At 67.7% G+C, this 26,413-nt stretch carries 29 protein-coding genes; 22 read left to right on the top strand and 7 right to left on the bottom strand.

Annotated features, from left to right (window positions below; translation table 11 throughout):
• Positions 1 to 171 precede the first annotated feature (171 nt).
• Complete coding sequence (locus IEY07_RS08330) at positions 172 to 1,104, top strand: phosphotransferase family protein (protein ID WP_188894723.1); 933 nt, start codon at positions 172 to 174, stop codon at positions 1,102 to 1,104.
• On the opposite strand, the gene IEY07_RS08325 is transcribed toward IEY07_RS08330, so the two are convergent.
• Entirely contained in the window at positions 1,105 to 1,941 is an 837-nt protein-coding gene (locus IEY07_RS08325; protein ID WP_188894722.1) for a queuosine precursor transporter, read from the bottom strand. It lies immediately after the preceding gene.
• A 67-nt stretch (positions 1,942 to 2,008) separates the two neighbouring features.
• Between IEY07_RS08325 and IEY07_RS08320 the strand changes: the two genes are divergently transcribed.
• A complete protein-coding gene (locus IEY07_RS08320; protein WP_188894721.1) occupies positions 2,009 to 2,452 on the top strand; it encodes a pyridoxamine 5'-phosphate oxidase family protein in 444 nt (147 codons plus the stop codon).
• On the opposite strand, the gene IEY07_RS08315 is transcribed toward IEY07_RS08320, so the two are convergent.
• The gene (locus IEY07_RS08315; RefSeq protein WP_188894720.1) at positions 2,437 to 3,294 is read right to left on the bottom strand and encodes a phosphotransferase family protein; all 858 of its coding nucleotides are present in this window, start codon (positions 3,292 to 3,294) and stop codon (positions 2,437 to 2,439) included. The genes IEY07_RS08320 and IEY07_RS08315 overlap by 16 nt on opposite strands.
• On the opposite strand from IEY07_RS08315, the gene IEY07_RS08310 reads away from it, so the two are divergent.
• The 4 genes from IEY07_RS08310 (at position 3,282) to IEY07_RS08295 (ending at position 6,964) form a co-directional block, all read left to right on the top strand.
• Positions 3,282 to 4,367: a DUF4185 domain-containing protein gene (locus IEY07_RS08310; RefSeq protein ID WP_229669852.1), complete on the top strand. Its 1,086-nt coding sequence runs from the start codon at positions 3,282 to 3,284 to the stop codon at positions 4,365 to 4,367. The genes IEY07_RS08315 and IEY07_RS08310 overlap by 13 nt on opposite strands.
• A 238-nt stretch (positions 4,368 to 4,605) precedes the next feature.
• Positions 4,606 to 4,707: a 30S ribosomal protein bS22 gene (locus IEY07_RS08305; RefSeq protein ID WP_042842924.1), complete on the top strand. Its 102-nt coding sequence runs from the start codon at positions 4,606 to 4,608 to the stop codon at positions 4,705 to 4,707.
• 105 nt (positions 4,708 to 4,812) lie between these two features.
• Complete coding sequence (locus tag IEY07_RS08300) at positions 4,813 to 5,868, top strand: NAD-dependent epimerase/dehydratase family protein (RefSeq protein ID WP_188894718.1); 1,056 nt, start codon at positions 4,813 to 4,815, stop codon at positions 5,866 to 5,868.
• On the top strand, positions 5,861 to 6,964 hold the full coding sequence (locus IEY07_RS08295; protein WP_229669851.1) for a lysophospholipid acyltransferase family protein: 1,104 nt from the start codon (positions 5,861 to 5,863) through the stop codon (positions 6,962 to 6,964). The genes IEY07_RS08300 and IEY07_RS08295 overlap by 8 nt, the downstream gene beginning before the upstream one ends.
• Positions 6,965 to 7,116: 152 nt before the next feature.
• On the opposite strand, the gene IEY07_RS08290 is transcribed toward IEY07_RS08295, so the two are convergent.
• Positions 7,117 to 7,920 carry an HAD family hydrolase gene (locus tag IEY07_RS08290; protein WP_188894717.1) on the bottom strand — a complete coding sequence of 268 codons (804 nt, stop codon included), beginning with the start codon at positions 7,918 to 7,920 and terminating at the stop codon, positions 7,117 to 7,119.
• 49 nt (positions 7,921 to 7,969) lie between these two features.
• On the opposite strand from IEY07_RS08290, the gene IEY07_RS08285 reads away from it, so the two are divergent.
• The 6 genes from IEY07_RS08285 (at position 7,970) to IEY07_RS08260 (ending at position 13,758) form a co-directional block, all read left to right on the top strand.
• On the top strand, positions 7,970 to 8,257 hold the full coding sequence (locus IEY07_RS08285) for a glutaredoxin family protein (RefSeq protein ID WP_188894716.1): 288 nt from the start codon (positions 7,970 to 7,972) through the stop codon (positions 8,255 to 8,257).
• 2 nt (positions 8,258 to 8,259) lie between these two features.
• Positions 8,260 to 8,589 (top strand): L-rhamnose mutarotase, encoded by a 330-nt coding sequence (locus IEY07_RS08280; protein ID WP_188894715.1) that lies wholly within the window; start codon positions 8,260 to 8,262, stop codon positions 8,587 to 8,589.
• A 184-nt stretch (positions 8,590 to 8,773) separates the two neighbouring features.
• Positions 8,774 to 9,484 (top strand): redox-sensing transcriptional repressor Rex, encoded by a 711-nt coding sequence (locus tag IEY07_RS08275; RefSeq protein WP_188894864.1) that lies wholly within the window; start codon positions 8,774 to 8,776, stop codon positions 9,482 to 9,484.
• Positions 9,481 to 10,818 (top strand): glutamyl-tRNA reductase, encoded by a 1,338-nt coding sequence (locus IEY07_RS08270; RefSeq protein WP_188894714.1) that lies wholly within the window; start codon positions 9,481 to 9,483, stop codon positions 10,816 to 10,818. The genes IEY07_RS08275 and IEY07_RS08270 overlap by 4 nt, the downstream gene beginning before the upstream one ends.
• Positions 10,815 to 11,858 (top strand): hydroxymethylbilane synthase, encoded by a 1,044-nt coding sequence (locus IEY07_RS08265; protein ID WP_188894713.1) that lies wholly within the window; start codon positions 10,815 to 10,817, stop codon positions 11,856 to 11,858. The genes IEY07_RS08270 and IEY07_RS08265 overlap by 4 nt, the downstream gene beginning before the upstream one ends.
• A 244-nt stretch (positions 11,859 to 12,102) precedes the next feature.
• Positions 12,103 to 13,758, top strand: a complete 1,656-nt coding sequence (locus IEY07_RS08260) for a bifunctional uroporphyrinogen-III C-methyltransferase/uroporphyrinogen-III synthase (RefSeq protein ID WP_188894712.1) — start codon at positions 12,103 to 12,105, stop codon at positions 13,756 to 13,758.
• Between the two features lie 61 nt (positions 13,759 to 13,819).
• On the opposite strand, the gene IEY07_RS08255 is transcribed toward IEY07_RS08260, so the two are convergent.
• On the bottom strand, positions 13,820 to 14,305 hold the full coding sequence (locus IEY07_RS08255; protein ID WP_229669850.1) for a MarR family winged helix-turn-helix transcriptional regulator: 486 nt from the start codon (positions 14,303 to 14,305) through the stop codon (positions 13,820 to 13,822).
• A 127-nt stretch (positions 14,306 to 14,432) separates the two neighbouring features.
• Between IEY07_RS08255 and IEY07_RS08250 the strand changes: the two genes are divergently transcribed.
• Together IEY07_RS08250 and IEY07_RS08245 are read left to right on the top strand one after the other, a co-directional pair.
• Positions 14,433 to 15,620, top strand: a complete 1,188-nt coding sequence (locus IEY07_RS08250) for an FAD-dependent monooxygenase (RefSeq protein WP_188894711.1) — start codon at positions 14,433 to 14,435, stop codon at positions 15,618 to 15,620.
• Between the two features lies 1 nt (position 15,621).
• Positions 15,622 to 16,185 (top strand): Chromate resistance protein ChrB, encoded by a 564-nt coding sequence (locus IEY07_RS08245; protein WP_229669849.1) that lies wholly within the window; start codon positions 15,622 to 15,624, stop codon positions 16,183 to 16,185.
• A gap of 9 nt (positions 16,186 to 16,194) precedes the next feature.
• Here the strand turns inward: IEY07_RS08245 and IEY07_RS08240 are convergent, their stop codons facing one another.
• Complete coding sequence (locus IEY07_RS08240; RefSeq protein ID WP_188894710.1) at positions 16,195 to 17,199, bottom strand: COG4280 domain-containing protein; 1,005 nt, start codon at positions 17,197 to 17,199, stop codon at positions 16,195 to 16,197.
• 40 nt (positions 17,200 to 17,239) lie between these two features.
• Positions 17,240 to 17,500: an AbrB/MazE/SpoVT family DNA-binding domain-containing protein gene (locus IEY07_RS08235; RefSeq protein ID WP_188894709.1), complete on the bottom strand. Its 261-nt coding sequence runs from the start codon at positions 17,498 to 17,500 to the stop codon at positions 17,240 to 17,242.
• Positions 17,501 to 17,809: 309 nt separating this feature from the next.
• Here IEY07_RS08235 and hemB point away from each other — a divergent pair, with 309 nt between their 5' ends.
• The 8 genes from hemB (at position 17,810) to IEY07_RS08195 (ending at position 25,788) form a co-directional block, all read left to right on the top strand.
• A complete protein-coding gene (gene hemB / locus IEY07_RS08230; RefSeq protein ID WP_188894708.1) occupies positions 17,810 to 18,820 on the top strand; it encodes a porphobilinogen synthase in 1,011 nt (336 codons plus the stop codon).
• Positions 18,817 to 20,127, top strand: coding sequence for a glutamate-1-semialdehyde 2,1-aminomutase (gene hemL, locus IEY07_RS08225; protein ID WP_188894707.1), 1,311 nt, complete (start codon positions 18,817 to 18,819; stop codon positions 20,125 to 20,127). Before hemB ends, hemL begins: the two co-directional genes overlap by 4 nt.
• A 31-nt stretch (positions 20,128 to 20,158) precedes the next feature.
• A complete protein-coding gene (locus IEY07_RS08220; protein WP_188894706.1) occupies positions 20,159 to 20,821 on the top strand; it encodes a histidine phosphatase family protein in 663 nt (220 codons plus the stop codon).
• Positions 20,821 to 21,420, top strand: coding sequence for a TlpA family protein disulfide reductase (locus IEY07_RS08215; RefSeq protein WP_188894705.1), 600 nt, complete (start codon positions 20,821 to 20,823; stop codon positions 21,418 to 21,420). Before IEY07_RS08220 ends, IEY07_RS08215 begins: the two co-directional genes overlap by 1 nt.
• Positions 21,421 to 21,472: 52 nt before the next feature.
• Positions 21,473 to 22,186, top strand: a complete 714-nt coding sequence (locus tag IEY07_RS08210) for a cytochrome c biogenesis CcdA family protein (protein ID WP_188894704.1) — start codon at positions 21,473 to 21,475, stop codon at positions 22,184 to 22,186.
• A 173-nt stretch (positions 22,187 to 22,359) separates the two neighbouring features.
• Positions 22,360 to 23,883, top strand: coding sequence for a cytochrome c biogenesis protein ResB (gene resB / locus IEY07_RS08205; RefSeq protein WP_373288821.1), 1,524 nt, complete (start codon positions 22,360 to 22,362; stop codon positions 23,881 to 23,883).
• On the top strand, positions 23,880 to 24,926 hold the full coding sequence (ccsB, locus tag IEY07_RS08200; RefSeq protein WP_188894702.1) for a c-type cytochrome biogenesis protein CcsB: 1,047 nt from the start codon (positions 23,880 to 23,882) through the stop codon (positions 24,924 to 24,926). The genes resB and ccsB overlap by 4 nt, the downstream gene beginning before the upstream one ends.
• A gap of 85 nt (positions 24,927 to 25,011) precedes the next feature.
• Positions 25,012 to 25,788: a GNAT family N-acetyltransferase gene (locus IEY07_RS08195; RefSeq protein ID WP_229669848.1), complete on the top strand. Its 777-nt coding sequence runs from the start codon at positions 25,012 to 25,014 to the stop codon at positions 25,786 to 25,788.
• Between the two features lie 57 nt (positions 25,789 to 25,845).
• Here IEY07_RS08195 and IEY07_RS08190 read toward each other — a convergent pair whose 3' ends face one another.
• The gene (locus tag IEY07_RS08190) at positions 25,846 to 26,403 is read right to left on the bottom strand and encodes a pyridoxamine 5'-phosphate oxidase family protein (RefSeq protein ID WP_229669847.1); all 558 of its coding nucleotides are present in this window, start codon (positions 26,401 to 26,403) and stop codon (positions 25,846 to 25,848) included.
• Between the last annotated feature and the right edge of the window lie 10 nt (positions 26,404 to 26,413).

Genomic DNA, 26,413 nt, shown 5'->3' with positions numbered 1-26,413 from the left:
TACTTTCGCCGCCGAGTGCCGTGAATACCTCCCGAAACCGCCTTGGAGGGTCGACGAGGCGGCAATAGTTCACACGACGATCTTTGCCTGCCTTTGTCGGCGAGCAACAACACCGGGCAGCCGAGGTAAAGGATTGGACTGACAACGGTCTGTCGGGCACTGTCCTCTCTCGTGGACCAACGAGCGATCGACTGGGCGCGGGGCATCGTGCCCGATGCGTCGATCACACCGGTACGCGACCGGCCGTGGTCGGAGATCGCGGAGGTCCGGGCGGGTGGCCGGCTCTGGTGGCTCAAGATCAACAAGGCGGAGACCGTCTACGAAACGCCACTGCTCGGGTTGCTCGCCCGCGTACGGCATCCGCTGCTGCCGGAGGCCATCGCCCATGATCGGCATCCGTGGCTGTTGATCGCCGATGCCGGGCAGCGGCTTGATCATGTCGACCTGACTGCCGAGGAACGGTTCGCGATCTGGGGACGGCTGCTGCCTGCCTACGCCGAGCTTCAGCAGACGACCGAGATTGATCAACTGCTGGCTGTCGGCGTACCGGATTTCCGACCGCCAACCGTGCCCGGTTGGTACGACCGGCTGATCGCCATGTTCGATGCCGATCCCGCTGCCCGGGCCCACCTGTCCGCCGACGAGTTGCGCACCCTGCGCACGATCGGGCCGTGGGTCGAGGAGCTGTCCGCCGAGCTGGCGGCCGGAGTGCCGCCCACCCTGCAGCACGATGACCTGCACGAGGGCAATGTGCTGGCCACCGATGATCATCGGCGACTGACAGTGATCGATTGGGGCGACAGCGTCGTCGGACACCCGTTCTCGACGCTGACCGTGACGCTGGGAAGGCTGCAGCGCCAGCTGGATCTCCCGCCGGACGAGCCGGGACTGGTACGGCTCCGCGACGGCTACCTGGAGGCTTGGCAGGGCGACGGGGTCACCCGCCGCCAGTTGCTCCGACAGGCCGAGGTCGCCTACCAGTTGGGTGCGCTCAACCGGGTGTACGCCAACTATCGCGGCATGGGCAGGCTGGAACCGGCGCTTTCACCGGACCAGCCTGCCGACGGCCTGTTCTGGGTGCAGCAGTTGATCAGGACGAGTTGATCAGGATTGGGACGGCTGGAGCGCAGCGTCCTGGCGCTCGGCGGCCTCGATGGCCCGCAGAGCCTCCTGATAGCTCGGCTCCCGGCGCTTGAGCGCACCGGTGACCCGATAGGTGATGGGCATCACCAGGATCTCCACCAGCGTCTTCCAGAGGAAGCCGATCACGGTGTAGTTGGTGAAATCGGCCCAGGTCGAGATGCCGAGCGCGCCGGCGGCGATCGAGCAGAACACCAGGGTGTCGGCGAATTCGCCGACCACGGTGCTGCCGAGCAGCCGTGCCCAGAGCTTCCGCTCGCCGCTGCGCTGCTTCATCTTGACCAGCACCAGGGAGTTCAGGAACTCACCGCACAGGTAGCCGGCCAGGCCGGCGATCAGGAAGCGCGGCACCACCCCGGCGACGGTCTCGAACGCCTGCTGGCCGGTGTAGAAGGGGGCGGCGGGCAGATGGATGGTGATGATGAACGCCAATGAGGCGAAGAGCAGCACGCCGAAACCGGCGATGATCAACCGGCGCATGACGCGGAAGCCGTACACCTCGCTGATCACGTCGCCGAGGATGTAGGCGGCCGGGAAGAGATAGAAGGCTCCATCGGTGACCAAGCCGTTCATCGTGAACGGGCCGGCGGTGAAGTGGATGAAGCGGAAGAGCAGGACACCTTTGGTGCCGGTGATGTTGCTGATCAGCATCACGCCGATGAAGCCGGCGACGAGGATGCCGAAGTAGGGGCTGGACAGTGTGGCGAAGGCCGGCGCAGCGGGACGCTTGGTCCGCTGGCCCGGGTCGATGCTCTCCCCGGGTCGCTGCGTCGGCCGCCCAGAGAGGACGGACTCGGTCATGACCGGCAAGCCTAGACAACGCTCGTACGTGGCCTCGAATCCTTCGATCCGGCGTATTCTGCGGGACATGAACCAGAAGGTCGCCGACTACCTGGCCGGCCATCGGGCCGCGGCCATGATCACGATCAGACCGGACGGCAGTCCGCATGCAGCACGCTGCGGCATCGCACTGGTCGATGGGAAGCTGTGGAGCTCCGGCACCCGGAGCCGCAGGCGTACGGAGTACCTGCGCCGCGACCCGCGCTGCACGCTCTTCGTCTTCGGCGCGACGCCGGAGGACCAGTTCAGCTATCTCAGCCTGGACACCCGGGTCACGGTGCTCGACGGACCCGACGCCGCCGAGCTCAACGTGCGGCTCTTCACGGTGATGCAGGAACCGATGAACCCGCCGGAGGGATCGCTGTACTGGAACGGTGAACCGCTGCAACTCGACGCCTTCCGTCGGGCCATGATCGACGAGGAGCGGTTGATCTACCAGTTCGAGATCACCCGCAGTTACGGGATGTTCTGAGCGTCGACCAACTCCCGGCACTGCTGGTCGAGACGGTCCAGATACCACGGCGGGACCCAGCTGCCGGCCAGGTCGCGGCGCTGGCCGGCGTAGGCCCAGGCGCGCACCGGGTCGGGGATCGATGGATCGCCGCCGGCCTCGCGATAGCCGTCCAGGAAGCCGTCCCGGTAGCGTTCGGCGGCCCGGCGGCCGATCTCGGTCAACTCCGGTACCGCGACCAAGATCAACTCGAGGATCGCACCCGCGCGGGCAAGATCAGCTGCAGGCGGTCCGACGACGCAGTTCGCCCAGTCCAGGACGACGATCCGGCCCTCGGAGGAGACGATCAGATTCTCCGGATGGAAGTCCAGATGCAGGGTGACGTGCCCGGCGTCGTACGGCTCCAGCAGCGGTCGGAGCCCGGGCATCGCCGCGGGCCAGTCGAGCCAGGATCGTCGGGCGATCAGCGCGGGCGCCGGATCGGTGATCCGGTGCAGCGCCGCCAGAGTCGCGCCCGACCGGCGACCAAGATCATCGGGATCATCGCCGCGCCACAGCGCATCGGCCAGCCTCTCGCCCGGGACGTGATCCATCACCAGATACGAGCGGCCGTCAAGGACCTGACAGCTGTGCACGGCCGGCACGTCGATCCCGTGATCGGCGGCGAAGGCATGCGCTTGCTGCTCGCGCTCGGCCAGGTACGGCGGTGCACCCAGAGGAAACGCCCGGACTACGAGGTCACCGTCCGGACGGGACAACCGCCAGAGCTCATTGCCGCCCAGCCCGGCGCGCAAGGTCGCGACCGCTGTCACCCCATCGATCCCCAGCTGGTCGGCCAGATCGACCGACCATGACTCTGTCACCGTCCCAACCTAGTGTGGAACCCGCCGCTTCCGAGGGCACGGCACTCGTCCGGGGCATCACCGACCGGCACACAGGACTGTCACACAGGACTGTCACACCTGACCGGGCCCGACCTCACCGGCAGGTACGGCTTGGACTGGGTCGACCTGGGGGCGTCGGACGCTGCCCGGACGGTCGGTCGCTCTACGTCTTCGGCGACAGCTTCAGCGGAGACTGGGGCGACAACTGGCGGTCGCCGACCGCTGTGTGGTCCGGTACCCGCAACCCTCATCCCCGATCAGCCAAAGAAGGGGGCGTCACCTTCTCCTTTGCGGTCGGTGGGACGCCGGCGGCGCAGCTGATCCCGTACACCCACGGCGATGAGATCTCCACGATCATCCCGTCGGACCTGATCACCCTCGGCGGCACCATGTATCTGCACGCCGTCGTCAACCAGAGCTTCGGCAACGTGATCTGGAGCGGGATCTGGAGGTCTCAGGACAACGGCGCGACCTGGCACGACTCCGGTGCCCGCTTCCCCGCCGACGCGTACGACCGGATGCGGCAGCTGGCCACCTGGGAACTGGGGGCTGACGGCCGGGTCTACGTCTACACCTCGAAATTCCTGCGCGAGACGCCGATGATCCTGCACCGGGTGCGCCCGGAGCAGCTGACCAACCCGGACGCGTACGAGCCCTGGTGCAAGGTCGGCAACCGGTGGCGCTGGGGCGCCGGGCCGGACACCGTGACCGACGGCATCATCGGAGAGTCCTCGCTGCGCCGCTTCGGCGATCGCTGGGTCTTCAGCTGGTTCGACGTCACCAACTACGAGATCAACGCAATGGTGCTCGCACATCCGACCCAGGACCTGCGCCGGACCGAGCAGGTCACCCTGCTGCACGGGACCAGCTGGGATGCCCAGGACGCCAATCACGTTGCCCAGCTCTACGGCAGCTACGTCATCCCCGGCTCGACGCTGAATGACCTGGAGCTGACCGTCAGTCAGTGGAACACCAGCGACAACAGCGTCTACCACGTCAGCCAGTACCGGTTCCAGGGACTCGGCCGGGCGGCTGGGTTGACGGTTGCTTGACGGGCCGGGTTGACCGGCCGGCGACGGCACTGCGGATGCTCACCTATGTCACCCGGCTGGGACGGATTCGCGACTTGCGCCGTACCGCCGGTAGGATTCCTGTCTTGTCCGGCAGTTACCGGGCGCTGCGCATCCATCCAGGTGGGTGAACAGCCGATCGGTCGTCGTGACGACACACGTTCCAAATGCCAACAAAGCGTTGGTCCCGGCCCGTCCGGGATAAGCGAGAGGTCCAAGAGTGGGTTCGGTTATCAAGAAGCGCCGGAAGCGGATGGCGAAGAAGAAGCACCGCAAGCTGCTGAAGCGCACACGCATCCAGCGCCGCCGCGCCGGGAAGTAAGACCTGCAGCCGTACGGCTGAAAGCCCGCCGATCCGCCGGCCACGAGACTGTCGTGGCCGGCGGATCGTGTTGTTGCGCCGGTTCCGGGCGCTACCGTTGTGGTCGTGACGGCCATCCTGATCACCGGGGTCTCGCGTCAGCTGGGCGCCCGGTTCGCCCGCTCGCTCGCCGCCCGCGACGATCTCGACGTGATCGGCGTCGATGTGCTGCCGCCCAAGTACGACATCGGCCGGACCCGCTACATCCGCGCCGACATCCGCAACGCCGCCATCGGGCGGTTGCTCTCCGGATCCGGGGTGGAGACGGTCGTCCACCTCGGCATGGTCTCCTCGCCCGCGGAGACCGGCGGTATGGCGATGATGAAAGAGATCAACGTCATCGGCACCATGCAGTTGCTCGCCGCCTGTCAGACCTCCACCTCCGTACGTCGCCTGGTCGTCCGGTCCACGGCCGGCGTCTACGGAGCCTCGCCCCGCGATCCGGCCCGGTTCACCGAGGAGATGACGGCCCGGGTCGAGCCACGGTCCGGATTCGGCCGGGATGCCCGCGAGATCGAGAGTTTCGTCTCTCGCCTGGCCCGGCGCCGTCCCGACCTGGTCGTCAGCGTGCTGCGGTTGGCCGAGCTGATGGGCGCGCACACCGATTCGGCGCTGGCCGGCTATCTGGCGCTCCCGGTGGTACCGGCGCCGATGGGGTACGACGCCCGGCTGCAGTTCCTGCATCCGTCCGATGCCGTGACCGCCCTGGAGCTGGTCGCCGGCGCCGATCACCCGGGGACCTTCAACATCGGCGCTGCGGATGTCGTCACCCTGCGACAGGCCCTGGCGGTGCTCGGCCGGCCGGCGATCGGGGTTCCCGAGCGGCTGGTTGCTCCAGTTGCTGCCGTCGGTCGGCGAACCGGAACCGCCGACATGTCCGCCGACCGGATTGATGCGGTCACCTATGGTCGCTGTATGGACACCAGCCGATTCGCCGCCGCGACCGGCTTCACGCCGCAGTACTCGACCCGGGCGGCGCTGGAGGATTTCGCCGCAGGACTGCGTCCCGGCAGGTTCCGGGCACCGCGACTGGGCCAGCTGGCGGCCGGCGTGATCGGTTCGGCGCTCGGCCCGGCGCGGCCGGCGGCCCGGGCTGGATCGGCAGGGGATCGCCGTGCCTGAGGCGGACGTGATCTGGATGGACGACCATCGCGATGATCATGAGCCCAATCAAGATCAACAGGGCCGGGATCAACAGGGCCGGGATCAACAGGGCCGGGATCATGATCAGGAACGGCCGACGGAATTCGCCCGGCTGCTGACCGAGCTGGGTGGCGCGGCGCAGCGGTTCCTGGCCGGGTTGCGGGAGCTGCCGGTCGAGGACTTGCGGACGTTGGGCGACGACCCGCTGCGCGAGTTGATCAACCTCGGTGCCCGGCTGGGCGTTGACTGGTCCGGCACCGCGGACGAACTGTCGGAATTCGTCCGGCGCCGGATGTCCGGTGACTACGCCGTCGACGAATTCGGCTTCGACCCGGAATTCACCACGACGATCGTGCTGCCCGCCCTGCGCCAGCTGGCCCGGACCTGGTTCCGGGTCGAGGTCCAGGGTGCCGAGAACATTCCGGCCGACGGAGCGGCGCTGCTGGTCTCCAACCATGCCGGCGGGCTGCCGATCGACGCGCTGGTGCTGCAGTCGGTGATCTACGACGAGATCGAACGGCATTCCCGTACGCTCGGTGCCGACCTGGTCTTCGCCACCCCGTACGCCGGCGACTTCGCCCGGAAGATCGGCGTCACCCTGGCGTGCCAGGAGGACGCCGAGCGGCTGCTCGGCAACGGCGAACTGGTCACCGTCTTCCCCGAGGGCTTCAAGGGTCTCGGCAAGCTCTACTCCGAGCGTTACAAACTGCAGCGCTTCGGCCGCGGCGGCTTCGTCTCCGCCGCTGCGCGCGCCCGGGTGCCGATCGTGCCGATCTCGATCATCGGGTCCGAGGAGATCTATCCGCAGATCGTCCATCTGCCTGCGCTGGCCAGGATCCTCGGGGTGCCGTACTTCCCGGTGACCCCGTTGTTCCCGTTGCTGGGTGTGCTCGGGATGATCCCGCTGCCGAGCAAGTGGATCATCCGCTTCGGCGAACAGATCGCCACCGACGAACTGCCCGACGGGGCGGCCGATGATCCGATGGTCGTCTACAACGTCACCGATCAGGTCCGAGAGACGATCCAGCAGACCCTGTATGCGCTGCTCGGGGAGCGGCGCGGCATCTTCGGGTGAGCACCTCCGGGCGACACGTCATCCCTCTCAGCCGACCCCCACGGAGGGGCGGCTCGATGAGTCCTGACCTCAGGCTAGGCAATCAGCGGCTCGCGGTCGACGGCTCGCGGTCGATCATCGGATCCGGATGCAGTTCCTGACGGCTCGCGAGGCTAGCGCTTGAGCATCCGCCGTACGCCCAGCCCGGCGGCCAGCGCACCAGCGGCGGCACCGGCGCTTGCGGTGCCGAGCAATCCGAGGCGGACCGCCCGGCGATGGGTGCGGAATTCGCGGATCTGCCAGTCCAGTTCCTGCGCGTGGTGCTCCAGTCGCTTGTCCGGATTCACCGCACACGGATGGCCGACCAGCGACAGCATCGGCAGGTCGTTGTACGAGTCGGAGTAGGCGAAGCAGCGGGCCAGGTCCAGCCCGTGTTCGGCGGCCAGGTTGCGGACCGCATCGGCCTTGGCGGGTCCGTGCAGCAACTCACCCACCAGCCGGCCGGTGTAGACGCCGTTGACGGTCTCCGGGATGGTGGCCACCGCCCCGGTCAGACCGAGTCGCTTGGCGATGATCCCGGCCAGCTCGATCGGCGCCGCCGTGACCACCCAGACCTGCTGGCCGACATCCAGGTGGGTCTGCACCAGGGCACGGGTGCCGGGCCAGATCTTGGGCAGGATCGATTCCTCGTAGATCTCCTCGCCGGCCGCGGCCATCTCCTCGACCGTGTGCCCGGCGATGAAGCTGAGCGCGGAATCCCGGGCCTGGCGCATGTGCTCGGGATTCTCCCGGCCCATCACCCGGAACCAGGTCTGCAACCACAGGCCCTTGAGGATCGCCCGGGTGGGGAAGAAGCCCCGCTGGTAGAGACCGCGGGCCAGATGGAACATCGAGGCGCCCTGGATCACGGTGTTGTCCAGGTCGAAGAACGCCGCTGCCGCGACATCCGGTCGGATGAGGGGGGCCGGCGTGGTCATATCGCAACCTTAGTGCGCGGGCGTGGGGGAGCCGTGCCAGACTCTGGCCATGACCCAGCCCCGTGTCGGTGAGGACGCTGCCGAGGATGCTGTTGATGCCCGGGTGGTGGTCGTGACCCGGACCGGCTGCCACCTCTGTGCAGAGGCGCTGACGGTGATCGACGAGGTCTGCCGCGCGACCGGCGTGCGCTACCGCGAGGTGGACATCGACTCCGACCCGAAACTGGCCCGGCAGTACACCGACCAGGTGCCGGTGACCTTCGTCGACGGCCGGCAGCACGACTTCTGGCGGGTCGACCGGGATCGGCTGACGGCCGCGCTGACGCGAGGAGAGTGAACATGCAGAGGGTTGCCCAGATCATCCGGCTCAAGCCCGAGGTGATCCAGGAGTACAAGCGGATCCATGCCGCCGTCTGGCCGGGAGTGCTGGAGCAGATCCATGGGTCCGGGATCAGGAACTACTCGATCTTCCTGCGCGAACCGGAGAATCTGCTCTTCGCCTATTTCGAGTACCACGGCGACGATCTGGCTGCCGACATGGCCCGGATGGCCGACGACCCGACCACCCAGGAGTGGTGGAAGGTGACCGACCCGATGCAGAGCCCGCTGGAGACCATCGCCGAGGGTGAGTGGTGGGCCGGGGCCGAAGAGGTGTTCCACACCGACTAGGCGGACGACCCTGCGAGCGGTGCGTGAGAGCCACCTGATCGAGACCTGTCCGGTGGTTTGTTATCCCGTTCACAAGCTCCTACAGTGTGGTGGCGGAGCACAGGAACACATCGGAGGCACAAGGCACGTGACGCCCTCACAGCCCCGGCCGGACGGCGGGGGACTCGATCCGCAGGGCGGCCCGATGCGTTCCGACCGGCCGGTCGCGGAGAAGGGCATCCCGGACGCCACCATCGCCAGGCTTCCGGTCTACCTCCGTACTCTCAACGTGATCGCCGACGAGGGTGTCACCACGATCAGCAGCGGAGAGCTGGCCGACGCCGCCGGGGTCAACTCGGCGCAGTTGCGCAAGGACCTCTCCTATCTCGGCACCTACGGCACGCGCGGCGTCGGCTATGACGTCGAGTACCTCCGCTTCCAGATCGGCCGCGAGATCGGCTCGGCCCAGGAGTGGCCGGTGATCATCGTCGGACTGGGCAACCTCGGCACCGCGCTGGCCAACTACTCCGGCTTCGGCACCCGGGGATTTCGGATCGTCGCCCTGCTCGACCCCAATCCCGCACTGATCGGCCGCGAGGTGGTCGGCGTGCCGATCGCCGATCTCGCCCGCCTGGAGGACGTCGTCGCCCGAACGTCGCCACGGATCGCGGTGCTCGCGGTGCCGGCCGCGGCCGCCCAAGATGTGACCGATCGGCTGGTCGCCTGCGGTGTCCGGAGCATCCTCAATTTCGCCCCCACGGCACTCGCGGTGCCGGCCGAGGTCAATCTGCGCAAGGTCGATCTCGGCCAGGAGCTGCAGATCCTGGCTTATCACGAGCAGCAGACCGGCGACTCGGTCGTCGAGCCGAGTATCAAGATCAACAAATCCACGATCGAGAAGGCAACAGCGTCGTGAGCATCCTGGTGGTCAGCGTCTCCCACAAGACGACGTCGATCGACGTCCTGGGCAGGCTGTCGATGGATCCCGACACCGCCGCCAAGCTGGGGGAGTCGCTGTCCCGCAGCGAGCACATCGACGAGGCCGTTGTGCTGTCCACCTGCAACCGCACCGAGGTGTACGCCGAGGTGGCGCGCTTCCACGCCGGTCTGGACGAGATCACCGGGCAGCTCGCCGAGGCGACCGGCACCGAGACGACGCTGCTGCGCGGAATCTGCTCGGTCTATTTCGACGAGGGCGCGGTCGCCCACACCTTCAACGTCTCCGGCGGCCTGGACTCGATGGTGATCGGTGAGAACCAGATCCTCGGCCAGGTGCGCACCGCACTCACCGGCGCGCAGCAGATCGGCACCGTCGGCACGGTGCTGAATTCCCTGTTCCAGCAGGGAATCCGGGTTGGCAAGCGAGTCCAGACCGAGACTGCGATCGGCGGCGCCGGACGCTCGATGATGACCGCCGCGCTGCGGCACTACCAGTCCATGATCGGATCGCTGGAGGGCGCCCGGGTCGCCGTCGTCGGCGCCGGGTCGATGGCCTCGCTGGCGGCACGGACCGTGGCTGCCCACGGCGCCCAGGTGACGGCGGTCAACCGGACCTACGACCGGGCCGTGCGGCTGGCGGAGGCGATCGGGGGTCAGGCTCGCCCGCTCGCCGGGCTGGGTGAGGTGCTGTCCGGTTCGGACCTGGTGATCACCTGTACCGGTGCTCGTGATCTTGTCCTGACCGCGGACCAGGTCGTCGGGACCCCGGTTGTCGCGGTGATCGACCTGGCACTGCCGGCCGACGCCGACCCGGCGATCGCCGACCTGGTGCCGCTGATCAATCTCGATCGCCTGCTGCATGCCGGTGACGACACCGTCTCGACCGCCGACGTCGACGCGGCCCGGGAGCTGGTACGCCTCGAGGTGCACGACTTCCTGGCCCGCCGCCGGGCCTCCCAGGTCACCCCGACGGTTGTCGCACTGCGGTCGATGGCCGCCGAGGTCACCGAGTCCGAGTTGCACCGGCTGGACGGCCGGCTCCCCGAACTGGACGAGCGCCAGCGGGCCGAGATCGCCAAGACCGTAAGGCGGGTGGTCGACAAGCTGCTGCACCAGCCGACCGTGCGGGTCCAGGAATTCGCCGCCAACCAGGGCCAGGTCGACTACGCCGCCGCTCTGCGGGAGCTGTTCGCCCTCGACCCGCAGACCGTCGTCGCGGTGATGTCGCCCGAGACGACCGCGGCGCCTGAACCGACCGAGGGTCCCGAACTCGTGGACGGGCAGATCACCAGCACCGGTCCGACCCGATGACCCCGGCGGTCCGGATCGGCGCCCGGAATTCGCCGCTGGCGCGCACCCAGGCCGATCTGGTCGCCGAGGCACTGGCTGCCTACGGGGTGTCCTCGGCATTCGTGCCGGTCAGCACCCGGGGCGATGTCGATCATCGGGAGCTGACCCAGATCGGTGGAACCGGCGTCTTCACCGGCGCCGTCCGGGACGGTTTGCTGGCCGGCGCGTTCGACATCGGCGTGCACTCGCTCAAGGACCTGCCGACCGCCGCCGCCGACGGTCTGGAGATCGTCGCCTATCCCGAACGCGAGGACACCCGCGAGGTGTTCGTCGGCCGCTGGCCCGGCGAGCCCGACAGGAGCGGCCGCCCGATCGTGATCGGCACCGGGGCACCGCGACGGGCAGCCCAGCTCCGGCAGTGGGCCGATGATCACGGCGTCCGGCTGCGGATCGAGCCGATCCGCGGCAACGTCGACACCCGGGTGCAGCAGGTCCGCGACGGCCGCTTCGATGCCACCGTGCTGGCCGCGGCCGGACTCCTGCGGCTGGGCCGGATCGAGGGCTTCGATCCGTGCGCCGGCGATGCCGGGACGGTCGGCGAGCTTCAGGTCGGCGGGCTGCCGGCCAGGATGCTGACCCACGAGGAGATGTTGCCGGCACCGGGACAGGGGGCCCTGGCCGTCGAGGCGGCGACGAATCTCGATTCGGATATCCGGTCGCTTTTGACTAGGCTCGACCATGTTGCCACCAGGGCGGAAGTCCTGGCCGAACGGCGATTCCTGGCCGTTCTGGAAGCGGGTTGCACTGCACCGGTGGGAGCGCTCGCGGAGGTCACCTCCGCCCAGGTCGACGACGATCGGTCCGTCCGCGATGCGGGCACCGATTTGACTCTGGCCGCAGTAATTGGGAGAACGAAGGGGGACGACGGGTCGCAGCTGGTCACTGTTTCGGGATCAGGCTCGTGCGCCGACCCGGCAGAACTGGGAGAACGCCTGGCCCGGCAGGTGTTGTCGACCATCGATCCCGCTGATTTGCGCAACGAGTACGAAGACCACAACTGAAGATCAACAACAGAAGATCACAACTGAAGATCAACAACTCAATACCCTGTTGTGCATGCGGAGTCCCGCAGACACGACGAGAGCAGCAGCCCAACAAACCTAAGAGCGCACTCGGCCGATCCGGCCATACGTGCAGTCCGCTGCGAACAGCAGACAGCATGTGAACGCGGTCAGCCGGGCTCGTTCATCCGGTACGAGATCACCAAAGATCCCGCGCCGGCGGCAAAGAACGCGAGAATCGCCCGTGAGCACATCGTCGGCCCGCAAGTCCCGTCCTGAAGATACTTCCGTTTCTGCTGCCCCTGCCGCCCGCGGCCGGGTGATCTTCGTCGGCACCGGTCCTGGTGATCCCGACCTGTTGACCCTCGGCGCGATCGCCGCGCTCGGTGAGGCCAATGCGGTGATCCTCGACTCGGAGAGTCAGCGCGAGATCCTCGATCATCCGGCGATCAGGCTTGCCGACGGTGCCGAGGTAGCCATCCTCGGACTGTCCGAGGCCGGTAAGCCCCTACCGCCGTCGGCCCGGGCCAAGACCGTCCTCAAGCACGCCGGAGCCGGCGCCCGCGTCGTACGCCTGGTCAGCGGCGACCCGTTCCTCGATGCCGCTGTCTCCGACGAGGCCGCCGCCTGTGTGCGCGGCGGTGTCGACTTCGAGGTCGTCCCCGGTGTCAGCTCCTTGACAGCCGTGCCGGAGTACGCCGGCGTCGCGTTGAACCACGCCGGCGGCGTGCACTTCGTCTCCGCGACCGAGGGCCGCTTCGCCAAGACGGCTGCGGCCGAGTGGACAGGAGTCGCCACCCTGGTGGTCAGCACCCGGGTCAGCATGATCAACGATTTCGTCGAGGTCGCGACCGCGGTCGGACGGCAGCCGAGCGAGCCGGCGCTGGTCACCCTGCACGGTGGCAGCACCGAACAGATCAGCATCGCCACCACCCTCGGCCGGATTGCCGCCGAGGTCAAGGCGGTGCCCAGCGAGCCCGGCGAGTTGATCCACCTGACCCTCGGTGCTGCGGTCGAGAACCGCGAATCGCTCAGCTGGTACGAGACCAAGCCGCTCTTCGGCTGGCGGGTCCTGGTGCCGCGGACCAAGGACCAGGCTGCCTCGATGACGGCCCGGCTGCGGACCTACGGCGCCCACAGCGACGAGGTGCCGACGATCTCGGTCGAGCCACCGCGCAGCCCGCTGCAGATGGACAAGGCCGTCCGCGGTCTGGTCGAGGGTCGCTACGAATGGGTCGCCTTCACCTCGGTCAACGCGGTCCGCGCGGTCCGGGAGAAATTCGAGCAGTACGGCCTGGATGCCCGCGCCTTCTCGGGCCTGAAGGTCGCCGCCGTGGGGGAGGCCACCTCGGCCGCACTCAAGGCCTGGGGCATCGAGCCCGACCTGGTGCCCAGCGGTGAGCAGTCGGCCGCCGGGCTGGCCGCGGAGTGGCCGCCGTACGACGAGGTGCTCGACCCGATCAACCGGGTCTTCCTGCCGCGGGCCGACATCGCCACCGAGACGCTGTCCGCCGCACTGACCGAGCTCGGCTGGGAGGTCGAGGACGTCACCGCCTACCGGACCGTCCGGGCTGCTCCGCCGGCCGCGCCGGTGCGCGAGGCGATCAAGACCGGCAAATTCGACGCGGTCGTCTTCACCTCGTCCTCGACCGTACGCAACCTGGTCGGCATCGCCGGCAAGCCGCACGCCTCGACGATCATCGCCTGTATCGGCCCGGCGACCGCGAAGACCTGCGAGGAACACGGACTGCGGGTCGACGTGATCGCGTCGAAGCCGTCCGCGGTCGAGCTCGCCGATGCGTTGGCCGGCTTCGCCGCCGACCGCCGCGACGCGCTGGTCGCCAACGGTGACCCGGTCACCAAGCCGTCCCAGCGGCGCAGCAGCCGGCGTCGTTCCTGACCCCTTCGCCAGGCCCAGGGGGTCTAGGACAGGCTCAGGGGTCTAAGGCAGGTTCAGGGGTCTAGAGTTGCTGGCGCGCGGTGTGCGCGGTCAGGTCGTCGAGCAACCGGTTCAGCAGTGTGCCGAGGGTCTGCAGGTCCGCGGGCGACCAGTCGACGAGCGCCTCGGCGAACCAGCCGAAGATGTCGCGCAGATAGCCGTTCACGGCCTCGGTCCCGGCCGGAGTGAGTTCGACTCGTCGCGCCCTCTTGTCGTCCGGGTCGGCGATCCTCCTGGCCAGTTCCCGGCGTTCGAGTTCGTGGACGAGCCGGGTCACATGCGGTCCGGCGACCTCCATCCTGCGGGCGATCTCGCCGATCCGCAACGGCTCGTCGGACATCCGCAAGGAGATGAGTACGCCCATCGCCGGCCGATCGAGATTCAGCCCCGATGCTTCCAGCGCATGCTCCATCAACCGCCCGCGGCTGAGGCTCGTGCTGAGCCGGTTGATCCTCGGCAGCATGCCCATCACCTCGGCGAACCCTTCTCCCGACTGATCCCCGGCCATGGCACTCCTTGAATAGATACCTAACTTAGGTATCTTTGTTGGCGAGGTCCTCAATGATGAGAACCATCGGTATCTACTCAAGGTAGCTATTCGGGCGGCGTGCAGGCCGCCTGGCACTGGAGGAACGATGAAAATCCTGATCTCGGGCGCGAGCATCGCCGGTCCGGCGGTTGCGTACTGGTTGGAGCAGTACGGCTTCGACGTGACGGTCGTCGAGCGCGCCGGCCAGTTGCGGGGAGGGGGATACCCGATCGACATCCGCGCCACCGCCCTGGAGGTGGTCAAGCGGATGGGTATCCACTCGCAGCTGCGCCGGGCCCACATCGACACCCGGGCGCTCAGCTTCCTCGCTCCGGACGGCGGCCTGGTCGCGCTGCTGCGGCCCCACGCCGTCGCCGGTGGTGACGAGGCCGAGGACCTCGAAGTGCCGCGCGGGGACCTGGCCCGGGTCCTGTACGACGTCACCAAGGATGGCGTCGAATACCGGTTCAACGACTCGATCGCCGCCCTGGACGAGGATGCCGATGGCATCGACGTCCGTTTCGCCAGTGGTCGTGTCGAGCGCTTCGCGCTGGTCGTCGCCGCGGACGGGGTGCACTCCAGCACCCGGGCGCTGAAGTTCGGCTCCGAGGAGCCGTTCCACCGCTATCTCGGCTACTGCTTCGCCGGCTTCACGATGCCCAACGACTTCGGCCTGTCCCATGAGGGCGTGGTCTGGAACGAGCCGGGCCGCGGCGTCGCGCTGTACGCCGTCCAGGACCGTCCCGAACTGTTCGGCTTCCTCTGCGTCACTCGGGACGAACCGCCGTTCGAGGCCTTCCGTCATCCGCAGGCGCAGCGCGATCTGGTCGCCGAGCGGTTCGATGGCGACGGCTGGAAGGTGCCCCAGGTGGTCGAGGCGATGCGTACGGCCGATGATCTGTTCTTCGACATGGTCACCCAGATCCGGATGCCGGGTTGGTCCTCCGGTCGGCTGGCGCTGGCCGGCGACGCGGCGCACGCGCCCTCCTTCCTGACCGGGCAGGGGTCGAGTCTGGCGCTGGTCGGTGCCTACGTGCTGGCCGGCGAGCTTGCTGCCGAGTTCGGGGCCGGTGGCGGCGGCGATCACCGGGCCGCGTTCGAGCGGTATGAGGCGCTCGCCCGCCCCTTCGCCGAGGCCAACCAGAATCTGGTCAGCCCGGGAATGGCGAATCTGGTTCCGAGCACCGCCGAGGCGCTCGCCGCACGCAACGCGATGTTCCAGCAGATCTCGAGCCTGCCGTCGGATGAGGAGCCGGCGCACTGGGCGATCGATCTGCCCGACTACGCTGCCTGACGTGAGCGAGATCCGAGCGACCGGCGACCGGTCCGCCACGGGCTGGCTGGTGCTGGTTTATCGGGTCCCGTCCGAGCCGACCCGGTTGCGGGCGACGGTCTGGCGCCGGCTCAAGGCGCTCGGTGCGGTCTATCTGCAGAACTCGGTGGCCACGCTGCCCCGAACGCCCGCCAATGAACGGGCTCTGCGCAAGCTCCAGCGCGAGATCGTCGGGATGGACGGCACCGGCATTCTGCTCGAGTCGTCGGCCTTGGCGGGCGAGCAGAGTGTGCTGGACATCTTCCAGGCCGCCCGCTCCGACGAGTACGAGGAGATCGTCGACCGCTGCGAGGGCTTCCTGGCCGAGGTGGGAAAGGAATACACCAAGAACCACTTCACCTACGCCGAGCTCGAGGAGAACGAGGTCGACTACACCAAGCTGGTCAACTGGCTGGACAAGGTGAAGGCCCGCGACCAGTTCGGTGCACCCGGGCGCGCGGAGGCCGACGCCGCGTTGGCCAAGTGCGAACAGGTCCTGGAGGAGTACGCAGCCCGGGTCTACGCCGAGGAGCCGGAAGGGCATTAAGAAGCGTTCTCAGTCCTTCGCCGCCCGAACGGTGCCGTAGGGAATCAGCAGGGCGACCGCGACAACCGGAATCAGCCAAGCGGGCCCCCAGCCGGCGGCGAGCCCGGTGATCACCAGCAGCAGTACGACGCCGGCGGCGATCTGCCAGTCGTCGCCGATCACGAAGTCGTACCAGAACAGGCCGAAACGGGTGAGTGCACCCGGCTCGGTCCTGGTCACGGTCGCCGTGGAGGTCGACCCCGTAGCGGCGGGTGTGACAGGAACCTGCGTCGCTTTCGTCTGGGCAACCCGCCGGCGGCTCCGGAAAATCACCACGAGCAGCAGGCAGAAGATCAGCACCGCCGGAGCGATGATCAACAAGGTCGCATCCGAGCCGGGCCAGTGGGCGCCGACCCCCTCGGCGCCCCAGAAGAGCCCGAATGAGGTGAGCATCACGCCGACCACGAATTTGAGGGTGTTCTCGGGCACCCGCGAGAGCGGGCCGCGGACGACCACGCCCATGATGACCACGGCCACGATCGCCGCAGCCGACGCGGTGATCGCAACCGGCAGGTTGTGCTGGTTGGTGGCGAAGGTGAGCACGATGAAGACCACCTCGAGCCCTTCCAGCAGGACGCCCTTGAAGGACAGTGTGAAGGCGTACCAGTCGGAGATTCCGGCCCGGCTGGTGGTGGCTGCCGCCTGCGAAGCCGCGAGCTGCCGCTGATAGATGGCGTCCTCGTCATGCAACGCCTTGACGCCGGCGGCGCGCAGCACCGCCTTGCGCAGCCATTGCAACCCGAAGACCAGCAGCAGCCCGCCGATCGCCACCCGCAGGACCGCCAGCGGTAGCAACAGGATCGCCGGCCCGAGCACCGCGACGATCACCCCGAGCACGATCACCGCCGCGACCGTGCCCTCCAGTGCCGAACGCCAGTTCCGGCTCGATCCGGCGGCGACCACGATCGTCGTCGCCTCGACGGCCTCGACCAGGCACGCCAGGAAGACGGCCGCGAACAGGGCGAAATCAGTCATCGGGCTCCTTGTAACTGTTACCCGGCGATAATAACAGCGGTTACATCAGACGCTCGCTGGGTTTGCTGTTCCGGATGTCCTCGATCAGCTGTTGGATCGGGCTCTTCTCTGCCAAGGCCGCCCCTTGCTCGCCCATGTGGGCGGCAAGGGTCATCGCCGACGCCGCGGCCTTGGCGATGACGAACTCACCGTCCGGGTTCTGGAAGAACAGCAATTTGTCGCCCGGACCGAGCCGGAGCGCTCTTCGGATGGCGGCCGGCACGGTGACCTGGCCGTTCGCCGATACCTTCGAGAGGAACATGGTCTCCCACTTGGATTCTCAAGGATTCTGGGTCTTCTTGAGCGCGACACTATGTCCGCGGGCAGGGCAGACGCCGGTCGCAGGTTGCGATCTGTGGACAAGTCGGCTGCCGCCCGATAGTGCCGCTGCTCGGACATGGAGTCGAGTTGCTTGAGATCTCAAGACTCCTTTGGATCCTTGACACGAACACCATGGTTGTGGGTAGCCCGTACGACGCGGGTGGGGGAGACAGGAGTACGGGTTCGAGGCTGTGAAACCGTCCGAGCGATTGAGCCGACTACTACGGCGGGTCGTAAACTCTGCAGGGTTATGGCTGCGCTGAATCCCCGTGGGCTCAATCTTCCCGACCGGCCGCGTCGGTTGCGTACGAATCCTGTCGTACGCCGGATGGTCGCTGAGACCACCGTCGCACCGCGGCAACTGATCCTGCCGGCGTTCGTCGCCGAGGGGCTGACGGAGCCGCGGCCGATCACCTCGATGCCTGGTGTCGAGCAGCACAGCCTGGAGTCGATCAAGAAGCTGGCCCATGATGCGGCCGAGGCCGGGCTGGCCGGGATCATGCTGTTCGGCGTACCGCTGCCCGAGAAGAAGGACGCGACCGGCTCCCAGGCGCTCGCCGGCGACGGCATCCTCAACCTCGCCATCGCAGCCGTGCACGCCGAGGTCGGCGACGACCTGCTGGTGATGAGCGACGTCTGCCTGGACGAGTTCACCGATCATGGTCACTGCGGCGTGCTCACCGACGACGGTGTCGTCGACAACGACGCGACCGTCGAGCTGTACGCGCAGATGGCGGTCCTGCACGCCGAGGCCGGCGTCCACATGGTCGGCCCGAGCGGCATGATGGACGGCCAGGTCGGCGCCATTCGCGAGGCGCTCGATCAGGCCGGACATCTCGACACCGCGATCCTGGCCTATGCGGCGAAGTACTCCTCTTCCTATTACGGCCCGTTCCGCGAGGCGGTCGGCTCGTCCCTCAAGGGGGACCGGAAGACCTACCAGCAGGATCTGGCGAATGTGCGGGAGTCGCTGCGCGAGGTCCGGCTCGATCTCGGGCAGGGCGCCGATCTGGTGATGATCAAGCCGGCACTCAGCTATCTTGACGTGATCGCACGGGTCGCCGAGCGTGTCGACGTGCCGGTGGCGGCGTACAACATCTCTGGTGAATACTCCATGATCGAGGCCGCCGCCGAGCGCGGGTGGATCGATCGGGACGCCGCGATCACCGAGACTCTGACCTCGATCCGCCGGGCCGGTGCCGATGTCATTCTCACTTACTGGGCCCTCGAGTACGCGACCAGACCGGAGCTGCAGCGATGAACGTCGACCGATCCGCCGCCGCCTTCGAGCGGGCCAAGACCGTCACCCCGGGCGGGGTGAATTCGCCGGTCCGCGCCTTTCTCGCGGTCGGTGGCACGCCGCGCTTCATCAAGAGCGCCAGGGGTGCCTACCTGACCGACCTGGACGGCAACGAGTATGTCGACCTGGTCTGCTCCTGGGGCCCGATGTTGCTCGGCCATGCCCATCCGGAGGTGCTCGCCGCGGTGGCCGAAGCAGCGCAGCACGGCACCTCCTTCGGCGCTCCGACCCAGGCCGAAGTCGATCTTGCGGCGGCGATCATCGACCGGACGCCGATCGACCAGGTACGGCTGGTCAACTCGGGCACCGAGGCGACGCTCAGCGCGATCCGCTTGGCTCGCGGCTTCACTGGACGGGACAAGATCATCAAGTTCGCCGGCTGCTACCACGGGCACGTCGACTCGCTGCTGGCCTCGGCCGGCTCCGGCGTCGCCACCCTGGGCATCCCGGGTACGCCGGGCGTCACCGCCGGGACGACCGCTGACACCATCGTCGTCGCGTACAACGACCGGGCCGCGGTCAGGCAGGCGTTCGCGACCTACGGCGACCAGATCGCCTGTCTGATCACCGAGGGTGCCCCGGGCAATATGGGCGTCATCGAACCGGGAGCCGAGGACGGGATCGGCTTCAACCGATTCCTGTCGGATCTCTGCCACGAGCACGGCGCGCTCTTCATCTCCGACGAGGTGATGACCGGCTTCCGGGTCAGCAAGTCGGGCCAGTACGGCTTGGACGGTGTCGGCGGCGACCTGATGACCTTCGGCAAGGTGATGGGCGGCGGATTCCCGGCCGCGGCCTTCGGCGGTCGAGCCGACATCATGGCCCACCTCGCGCCGGTCGGCTCGGTCTATCAGGCGGGCACGCTGTCGGGGAACCCGGTCGCGACCGCTGCCGGCCTGGCGACGTTGCGGCTGGCCACCGCCGACGTCTACGAGACCGTCGACAAGACCTCCGAACAGCTGCGTGCCGAGGTGCATGCCGCCTTGGAGCAGGCCGGCGTTCCGCACGTCATCTCGCACTCCGGGAACTTGTTCAGCGTCTTCTTCGTAGCCCCAGGCGTGACCGCCGTCCCCGACTACACCGCCGCCCAGGCACAGCAGGCGCAGGCGTACACGGCGTTCTTCCACTCGATGCTCGAGGACGGTGTCTACCTGCCTCCGAGCGCGTTCGAGGGCTGGTTCCTCTCGGCGGCTCACGATTCCACAGCTCTGGACCGTATCGTTGCGGCGTTGCCGCGTGCCGCCCAGGCCGCGGCTCGAGCGGCGTAGCGGCCGGCAGGCGAATCGGACAGGCGGGGAGATGAGCGAGCAGACCAAGACCCTGGTCCATCTGGTGCGGCACGGTCTGGTGGAGAATCCGACCGGCGTGCTCTATGGACGGCTGCCCGGATTCCACCTGTCCGAGGTGGGCCGGCAGATGGCCGGAAAGGTCGCCGAGTACACCAAGGGCTGGGACGTCACCCATCTGCGCTGTTCGCCCCTCGAGCGCGCCCAGGAGACGATGGCTCCGATCGCGGCGAACTTCCCCGAGGTCGCTGTGGTCACCGACGGCCGAGTGATCGAGGCCGAGAACTACCTGCAGGGTCATCGTTTCGACCGGTCCAAGAACTCCGCCTTCACCAACCCGCGGCACTGGCTCTACTTCCGCAACCCGCTCAAGCCGACCTGGGGGGAGCCGTACGCCGAGATCGCGACCCGGATGCGGGCCGCGATCCACGACGCCGCCGAGGCTGCCGACGGTCACGAGGCGTTGATCGTCTCCCACCAGTTGCCGATCTGGATCGCCCGACTCGATGTCGAGGGGCGGCGGTTCGCCCACGATCCGCGTAAGCGCGAGTGCAGCCTGGCCAGCATCACCACGGTGATCTTCCGTGACGGCCGGATCACCGGGATCGAGTACCGCGAGCCCGCCGGATCGCTGCTGCCCGGAGTGAAGTCCAAGAAGTTTGTTGCCGGGGCCTGATGTCGCCAAATCTCCCGGGCCGCACGACCGCGGTCGCCGCCATGATCATCAGCGCGCTGCTGGTGATCACCGGTTGCAGCACCAGCTCCGCCGGCCAGGATTCCCAGACGGGCAGCGAGAACGGCTACGTCGGCCATGATCAACAACTGACCCGGGTGCCGGTCGGCAAGCGGGACAAGGCGCCGACGATCAGTGGGCCGGCGTTGCTGGGCGGCAAGCAGATCAACAGCGCCGACTACGCGGGCAGCGTCCTGGTGATCAATGTCTGGGGATCGTGGTGCCCGCCCTGCCGCAAGGAGGCGCCGGACCTGGAGAAGGCTGCCAACACGTTGGGTTCGAAGGCGCAGTTCCTCGGCATCGACAGCCGCGATCCCGGCCAGGCGGCACCGCAGGCCTTCGTCCGGACCCACAAGATCACCTATCCGAGCATCTACGACCCCGATGGCACCCAGGTGGTCAAATTCGACGATCTTCCCCCGAGCGCGATCCCGTCCACCCTGGTGATCGACAAGCAGGGCCGGATGGCCGTACGCATCCTCGGCAGCATCACGTCCGACACCTTGGTCGACATCGTCGACGACGTGGCGGCCGGCAAGTGATAGGGGCCAGAAGGTGATAGGGGATTGGGCGGCCTCAGCGGTCGGCGGCACGATGATCGTCGCCGTTCCGGTCGCGTTGCTGGCCGGGCTGGTGTCCTTCTTCTCCCCGTGCGTATTGCCGCTGCTGCCCGGCTATCTGACCTACACGTCGGGTCTCAGTGCGGCCCAGGTGATGGAAGGCCGCCGGCACCGGGGCAGGATCCTGGCGGGCACCACCTTGTTCGTGCTCGGCATCGCCATCGTTTTCGTCAGCACCGGAGCGCTTGCCGGCGGTGTGGGGCGATTGTTCTACGCCAACGGCGATCTGATCGGCCGGATCCTCGGCGTCGTGATCATCTTGCTGGGATTGATGTTCGCCGGCGTGATCCGGTTCGGCCAGCGGGACCTGCGGATCACCCGGATGCCGGCGATCGGGGTCGCCGCGGCCCCGTTGGTGGGGATCGTCTTCGCACTGGGCTGGACACCGTGCATCGGCCCAACCCTGGGTGCGGTGCTGACGCTTGCGCTCAACGAGGGCACTGCGCTGCGCGGCGGGATCCTGGCCGCGATCTTCGCCCTCGGCCTCGGCGTACCGTTCGTCGTGGCCGGCCTCGCATACGGCCGGATCGCCAGTGGTGTCGACCGGATCCGCCGCCACCAACAGGCCGTGATGCGGATCGGCGGGATCGGGATGATCATCGTCGGGCTGCTGCTGGTCACCGGACTCTGGAACCATCTGATGCTGCACGTGGTCAGCTGGGCCGGCAACTTCGTACCAGGGATTTGATCATGAGCGATACCAGAACCGAAGAGACAGCAGCCGAAGCCACCGAGGTCGGCACGCCAGAGGTGGTCGCCGGCTCCGAGGAGGCCAGGAGCACCGCGCCCCGACGCAAGGGTGGCGCACCTGCGCTCGGCCTCATCGGGGGACTGCGATTCATCTGGACGCAGTTGACCACGATGCGTACGGCCCTCGGCCTGCTCTTCCTGTTGGCGCTGGCCGCCATCCCCGGATCGCTGGTGCCCCAGCAGAGCATCTCCCCGGTCGAGGTCAACCTCTTCCTGCAGCAGCACAAGACGCTCGGACCGATCTACGACAAGGTCGGGCTGTTCAGCGTCTACACGTCGCCGTGGTTCTCCGCGATCTACTCGTTGCTGTTCATCAGCCTGATCGGCTGCATCATTCCGCGGGTCGCCGTCTATGTCCGCGCCGTACGGGCCAAGCCGCCGCGGACCCCGCGCTACCTGCACCGGATGCCGGCCTACGTGTCGACCGAGTTGCCCGCGGCCGACGGCCAGCCGGCAGACGACCCGGGGCAGAGTGCCGCGGTGGTCGACGCTGCCGAGGCCGGACTGCGCAAGCGGCACTATCGGGTCGTACGGCACCCCGACGGCTCGGTGTCGGCCGAGCGCGGCTACCTGCGCGAGGCGGGCAATCTGCTCTTCCACGTCAGCCTGGTCTTCGTCCTGATCGGGGTCGCGGTGGTGTGGCTGTGGAATTTCCGCGGCGACAGCGCCGTGGTGGTCGGCAACGGCTTCGCCAACAACCTGGCCCAATACGACGACTTCAAGGCCGGGCCACTCTTCCGCGAGTCAACGCTGTCGCCCTTCAGCCTCAAGGTCAACTCCTTCGATGTGAAATTCGAGACCGGTGCGGTCCAGACCGGTGCCGCGCGGGAGTTCAAGGCCAACGTGACGGTGATCGACAAGCCGGGCGACAAGCCGCGCAACGCGACCATCCAGGTCAACCACCCGCTACACATCAACGGCAGCACGGTGCACCTGGTCGCCTGGGGCTATGCGCCGGTCGTCACGGTCCGGGACGGCAACGGCAACGTGGCCTATTCCGGCCCGGTGATCTTCCTGCCGCAGGACGGCAACTTCACCTCGGCGGGCGCGATCAAGGCACCGGACGGACGGCCCAACCAGTTCGGCTTCGAGGGGATCTTCCTGCCGAGCGCTCCGGCGGACATCACCAAGAGTGGGCCGCAGTCGGTGTTCCCCGGTCTCTACAACCCGCAACTCTTCCTGGATGCCTGGACCGGCAAGCCGGGAAAGGAGACCGGGATCCCCGAGAGCGTCTACACGCTCGACACCTCGGGGCTGAAGCAGATCATGAACCCCAAGGACAAGACCCAGCCGCTGCGGTTCATCCTGCGGCCCGGGTACGAGCAGAAGCTGCCCGGCGGTGGTTCCATCGAGCTCGACGGGGTGCAGCGCTGGGTCAAGCTCCAGGTCGGGGACAGCCCCGGCGTCTACATCGCCATCATCGCTATCGGGTGCGCTGTGCTGGGACTGTGCTTTTCGCTCTTCATCCGTCCACGCAGAGTCTGGGCTCGTGCGCGTACTACGAAAGGTAGTACCGTGTTCGAGATCGCCGGACTGGATCGTGCAGACGCCCGGACCGGACTACAGGAGGACCTGGCCGACCTTCTCGACGAAGTCGCGAAGGACCAGAATCCCGCCAAGCAGGAGACGCCATGACCGCTCAGACCTTCTCCAGCCTTGCGCTGGTCACCTCCGTGGTGATCTACGCGCTGGCCTTCTCCATGCACACGGTGGAGTGGGCGTCCGCGCGCAAGATCAGGGCCGACAAGATCTCTCTCGACGCCACCGACACCGAAGCAGCGGCAGTCCGCGAACCGGCGCTGGTCGGTGCCGCCGATGCCACCAGCCCGGACCGGGTGGAACGCGTCGACCGGAGCGGACCGGCTGCCCGGAGCCCGCAGAGCCCGGTCGACCGACTCGGCTCCGACCAGCCGGAGCCGCTGACCGCCCGGCAGCGTTCGGAGACCTTCGGGCGGATGGGCGTTTCGCTGACGATCATCGCGCTGGCCTGCGCCATCGCCGGCGTCGTCGCGCGGGGCATCGCCGCCGACCGCTGGCCGTTGGCCAACATGTTCGAATTCACCACGATGGCGATGGTGATCATCGTCTCGGCCTACCTGGTGCTGGCCAGGATGGGGATGCGGTGGCTCGGTCTGCCGGTCACCCTGCTGGCGACCGTCGGCAACGGGCTCGCTGTGACCGTCTTCTACGTCGCGGTGGCACCGGTGGTGCCGGCCCTGCACTCGGTCTGGTTCTTCATCCACATCACCGCTGCAGCGGTCTCGGGCTCGGCCTTCAACATCGGCGGCCTGATCACGATCCTCTATCTGATCAAGAAGCGGGCCGAGGACAAGGGCACCGTCGGCGCGGTGCTGGGCCGGCTGCCGGAGGCCAAGCGGATGGATGTGATCGCCTATCGGGTGCTTGCCTTCGCCTTCCCGCTGTGGACCTTCACGATCGCGGCCGGCTCGATCTGGGCCGAGTACGCCTGGGGTCGCTACTGGGGCTGGGATCCCAAGGAGACCTGGGCCCTGGTCACCTGGGTGATCTTCGCCTGCTATCTGCACGCCCGGTCGACGGCCGGCTGGAAGGGCGCCCGTGCCGGCATGATCGCGATCCTCGGCCTAGCTGTCTTCTGGTTCAACTTCATCGGCGTCAACCTGCTCTTCGCGGGCCTGCACTCCTACGCCGGGGTCTGAGATCGCGTCCCGTCCCGACGGGCCGCATTCCAACGGATCCCACCCCGATAGACCCGATTCTGATGGACTCGATCCCGATGAGCCGGTGCGGACCGATCCTGCTGCCCTGCTCGCGGCGTACGACCAACAGCTGAGGACCGACGCGGAAACGCCGAATGCGACCGGCGTCGTACGGATCGGGCCGCTGCGGCTGGTGACCTTCGCCGGAGGCCGTGGTTTCGTCACCTACGCCGGCCTGGACGGTGCCGACGCCGCGACGATCCGGGACTGGGTCGGCCAGGTCGTCGAGCACTACCGGAGCAGAGCCGAGATCACCGCCGTCGAATGGAAGACCCGCGGACACGATCGCGCACCCGGGCTGCACGAGGCGCTGGTCGAGCACGGCTTCGTCCCCGATGAACCGGAGTCGATCATGATCGGGCCTGCCGCAGGCCTGGCTGTCGGGGTGCCGCTGCCGGAAGGCGTCACGCTGCGCAGGATCACTGAGGGGTCCGATATCCGCGCGATGAGCGCGATGGCCGATGAGGTCTTCGGCGAGCCGGTTTCCGAGCGTCGGGCGACTGCGATCATCGAGGGCATGCGGCGCTGGCCCGAGTGGGAGGTCTGGGTCGCCGAGGCCGGCGGGCAGATGATCAGTTGCGGTCGGCTTGAGCCGGTGTCCGGCACTGATTTCGCCGGAATCTGGGGCGGCGCCACCCGGCCGGAATGGCGTGGACGAGGGATCTATCGGGCCCTCACGGCCGAACAGGCCCGTTCGGCGCTGAGGATCGGCAAGACGCTGATCCACAGCGACTCGACCGAATTCTCCCGGCCGATCCTCGAGCGGTCAGGGTTGATCAAGGTCTCGACCACCACTCCCTAAAACTGGACCAGGAAAGCCTGACCCGGCAAGCCGGCCGACTCCCGCTGGTCCCGCGCGTCAGCTGAAGTCGAAGCGGGTCACATCCCGGGGAAAGTTGGTCCACGCCAGGACGTGCTGCGGTTTGACCATGAAGAGCCCGTCGGCAGACTCCGGCTGATAGCTCTCGTAGCGGCGCTGATAGCTGGCGCGGACGCGGTCGAACGCCTCCGGCGTCAGGTCGTTGTCGGTGGAGAAGACGCCGTCCACGATCACCACCTCGGTGGCGCTCTCCAGATGCACCTGGGTGTGCGGATTGGCCAGCAGGTCCCGCCCCCAGCGAGTGACCTGGATGCCCCCGTCGGCGTACAGCGTGTTGTCGATCCAAGCACCCCAGATCGGCCTGGCGTGCGGCCTGCCGCCGCCGTCGGCGGTGCTGAACCAGAAATGCCGCGACTGCTCGAGTCGTTCGTTGACCGGTGCCCAGTCCAGCGGCGTCTCCTCGCCGGTGTCGTTGTAGCCCTCCGGCAACTTCGCCGCCGCTCCGCGCGGCTGCCCCGTCCCACTCAGATCTGTCCCACTCAGATCTGTCCCACTCAGATCTGTCCCACCCGGACTGATCCCGCTCATCCCGCTCATCCTGACCTCC

The sequence above is a fragment of the Microlunatus endophyticus genome, assembly GCF_014646195.1.
GTDB lineage: Bacteria > Actinomycetota > Actinomycetes > Propionibacteriales > Propionibacteriaceae > Microlunatus > Microlunatus endophyticus.
This window is presented reverse-complemented; position numbering and strand designations above follow the sequence as displayed.

What these genes read in the sequence shown, in the direction of transcription:
- IEY07_RS08215 (WP_188894705.1), top strand. Translation starts at nt 20,821, where the DNA reads ATGTCGCCAAATCTCCCGGGCCGCACGACCGCGGTCGCCGCCATGATC.
- IEY07_RS08220 (WP_188894706.1), top strand. Translation starts at nt 20,159, where the DNA reads ATGAGCGAGCAGACCAAGACCCTGGTCCATCTGGTGCGGCACGGTCTG.
- IEY07_RS08210 (WP_188894704.1), top strand. Translation starts at nt 21,473, where the DNA reads ATGATCGTCGCCGTTCCGGTCGCGTTGCTGGCCGGGCTGGTGTCCTTC.
- IEY07_RS08285 (WP_188894716.1), top strand. Translation starts at nt 7,970, where the DNA reads ATGACCCAGCCCCGTGTCGGTGAGGACGCTGCCGAGGATGCTGTTGAT.
- ccsB (WP_188894702.1), top strand. Translation starts at nt 23,880, where the DNA reads ATGACCGCTCAGACCTTCTCCAGCCTTGCGCTGGTCACCTCCGTGGTG.
- IEY07_RS08290 (WP_188894717.1), bottom strand. Translation starts at nt 7,920, where the DNA reads ATGACCACGCCGGCCCCCCTCATCCGACCGGATGTCGCGGCAGCGGCG.
- IEY07_RS08265 (WP_188894713.1), top strand. Translation starts at nt 10,815, where the DNA reads ATGACCCCGGCGGTCCGGATCGGCGCCCGGAATTCGCCGCTGGCGCGC.
- IEY07_RS08280 (WP_188894715.1), top strand. Translation starts at nt 8,260, where the DNA reads ATGCAGAGGGTTGCCCAGATCATCCGGCTCAAGCCCGAGGTGATCCAG.
- resB (WP_373288821.1), top strand. Translation starts at nt 22,360, where the DNA reads ATGCGTACGGCCCTCGGCCTGCTCTTCCTGTTGGCGCTGGCCGCCATC.
- IEY07_RS08310 (WP_229669852.1), top strand. Translation starts at nt 3,282, where the DNA reads ATGACTCTGTCACCGTCCCAACCTAGTGTGGAACCCGCCGCTTCCGAG.
- IEY07_RS08250 (WP_188894711.1), top strand. Translation starts at nt 14,433, where the DNA reads ATGAAAATCCTGATCTCGGGCGCGAGCATCGCCGGTCCGGCGGTTGCG.
- IEY07_RS08255 (WP_229669850.1), bottom strand. Translation starts at nt 14,305, where the DNA reads ATGGCCGGGGATCAGTCGGGAGAAGGGTTCGCCGAGGTGATGGGCATG.
- IEY07_RS08275 (WP_188894864.1), top strand. Translation starts at nt 8,774, where the DNA reads ATGCGTTCCGACCGGCCGGTCGCGGAGAAGGGCATCCCGGACGCCACC.
- IEY07_RS08325 (WP_188894722.1), bottom strand. Translation starts at nt 1,941, where the DNA reads ATGACCGAGTCCGTCCTCTCTGGGCGGCCGACGCAGCGACCCGGGGAG.
- IEY07_RS08240 (WP_188894710.1), bottom strand. Translation starts at nt 17,199, where the DNA reads ATGACTGATTTCGCCCTGTTCGCGGCCGTCTTCCTGGCGTGCCTGGTC.
- hemL (WP_188894707.1), top strand. Translation starts at nt 18,817, where the DNA reads ATGAACGTCGACCGATCCGCCGCCGCCTTCGAGCGGGCCAAGACCGTC.
- IEY07_RS08235 (WP_188894709.1), bottom strand. Translation starts at nt 17,500, where the DNA reads ATGTTCCTCTCGAAGGTATCGGCGAACGGCCAGGTCACCGTGCCGGCC.
- IEY07_RS08320 (WP_188894721.1), top strand. Translation starts at nt 2,009, where the DNA reads ATGAACCAGAAGGTCGCCGACTACCTGGCCGGCCATCGGGCCGCGGCC.
- IEY07_RS08190 (WP_229669847.1), bottom strand. Translation starts at nt 26,403, where the DNA reads ATGAGCGGGATGAGCGGGATCAGTCCGGGTGGGACAGATCTGAGTGGG.
- hemB (WP_188894708.1), top strand. Translation starts at nt 17,810, where the DNA reads ATGGCTGCGCTGAATCCCCGTGGGCTCAATCTTCCCGACCGGCCGCGT.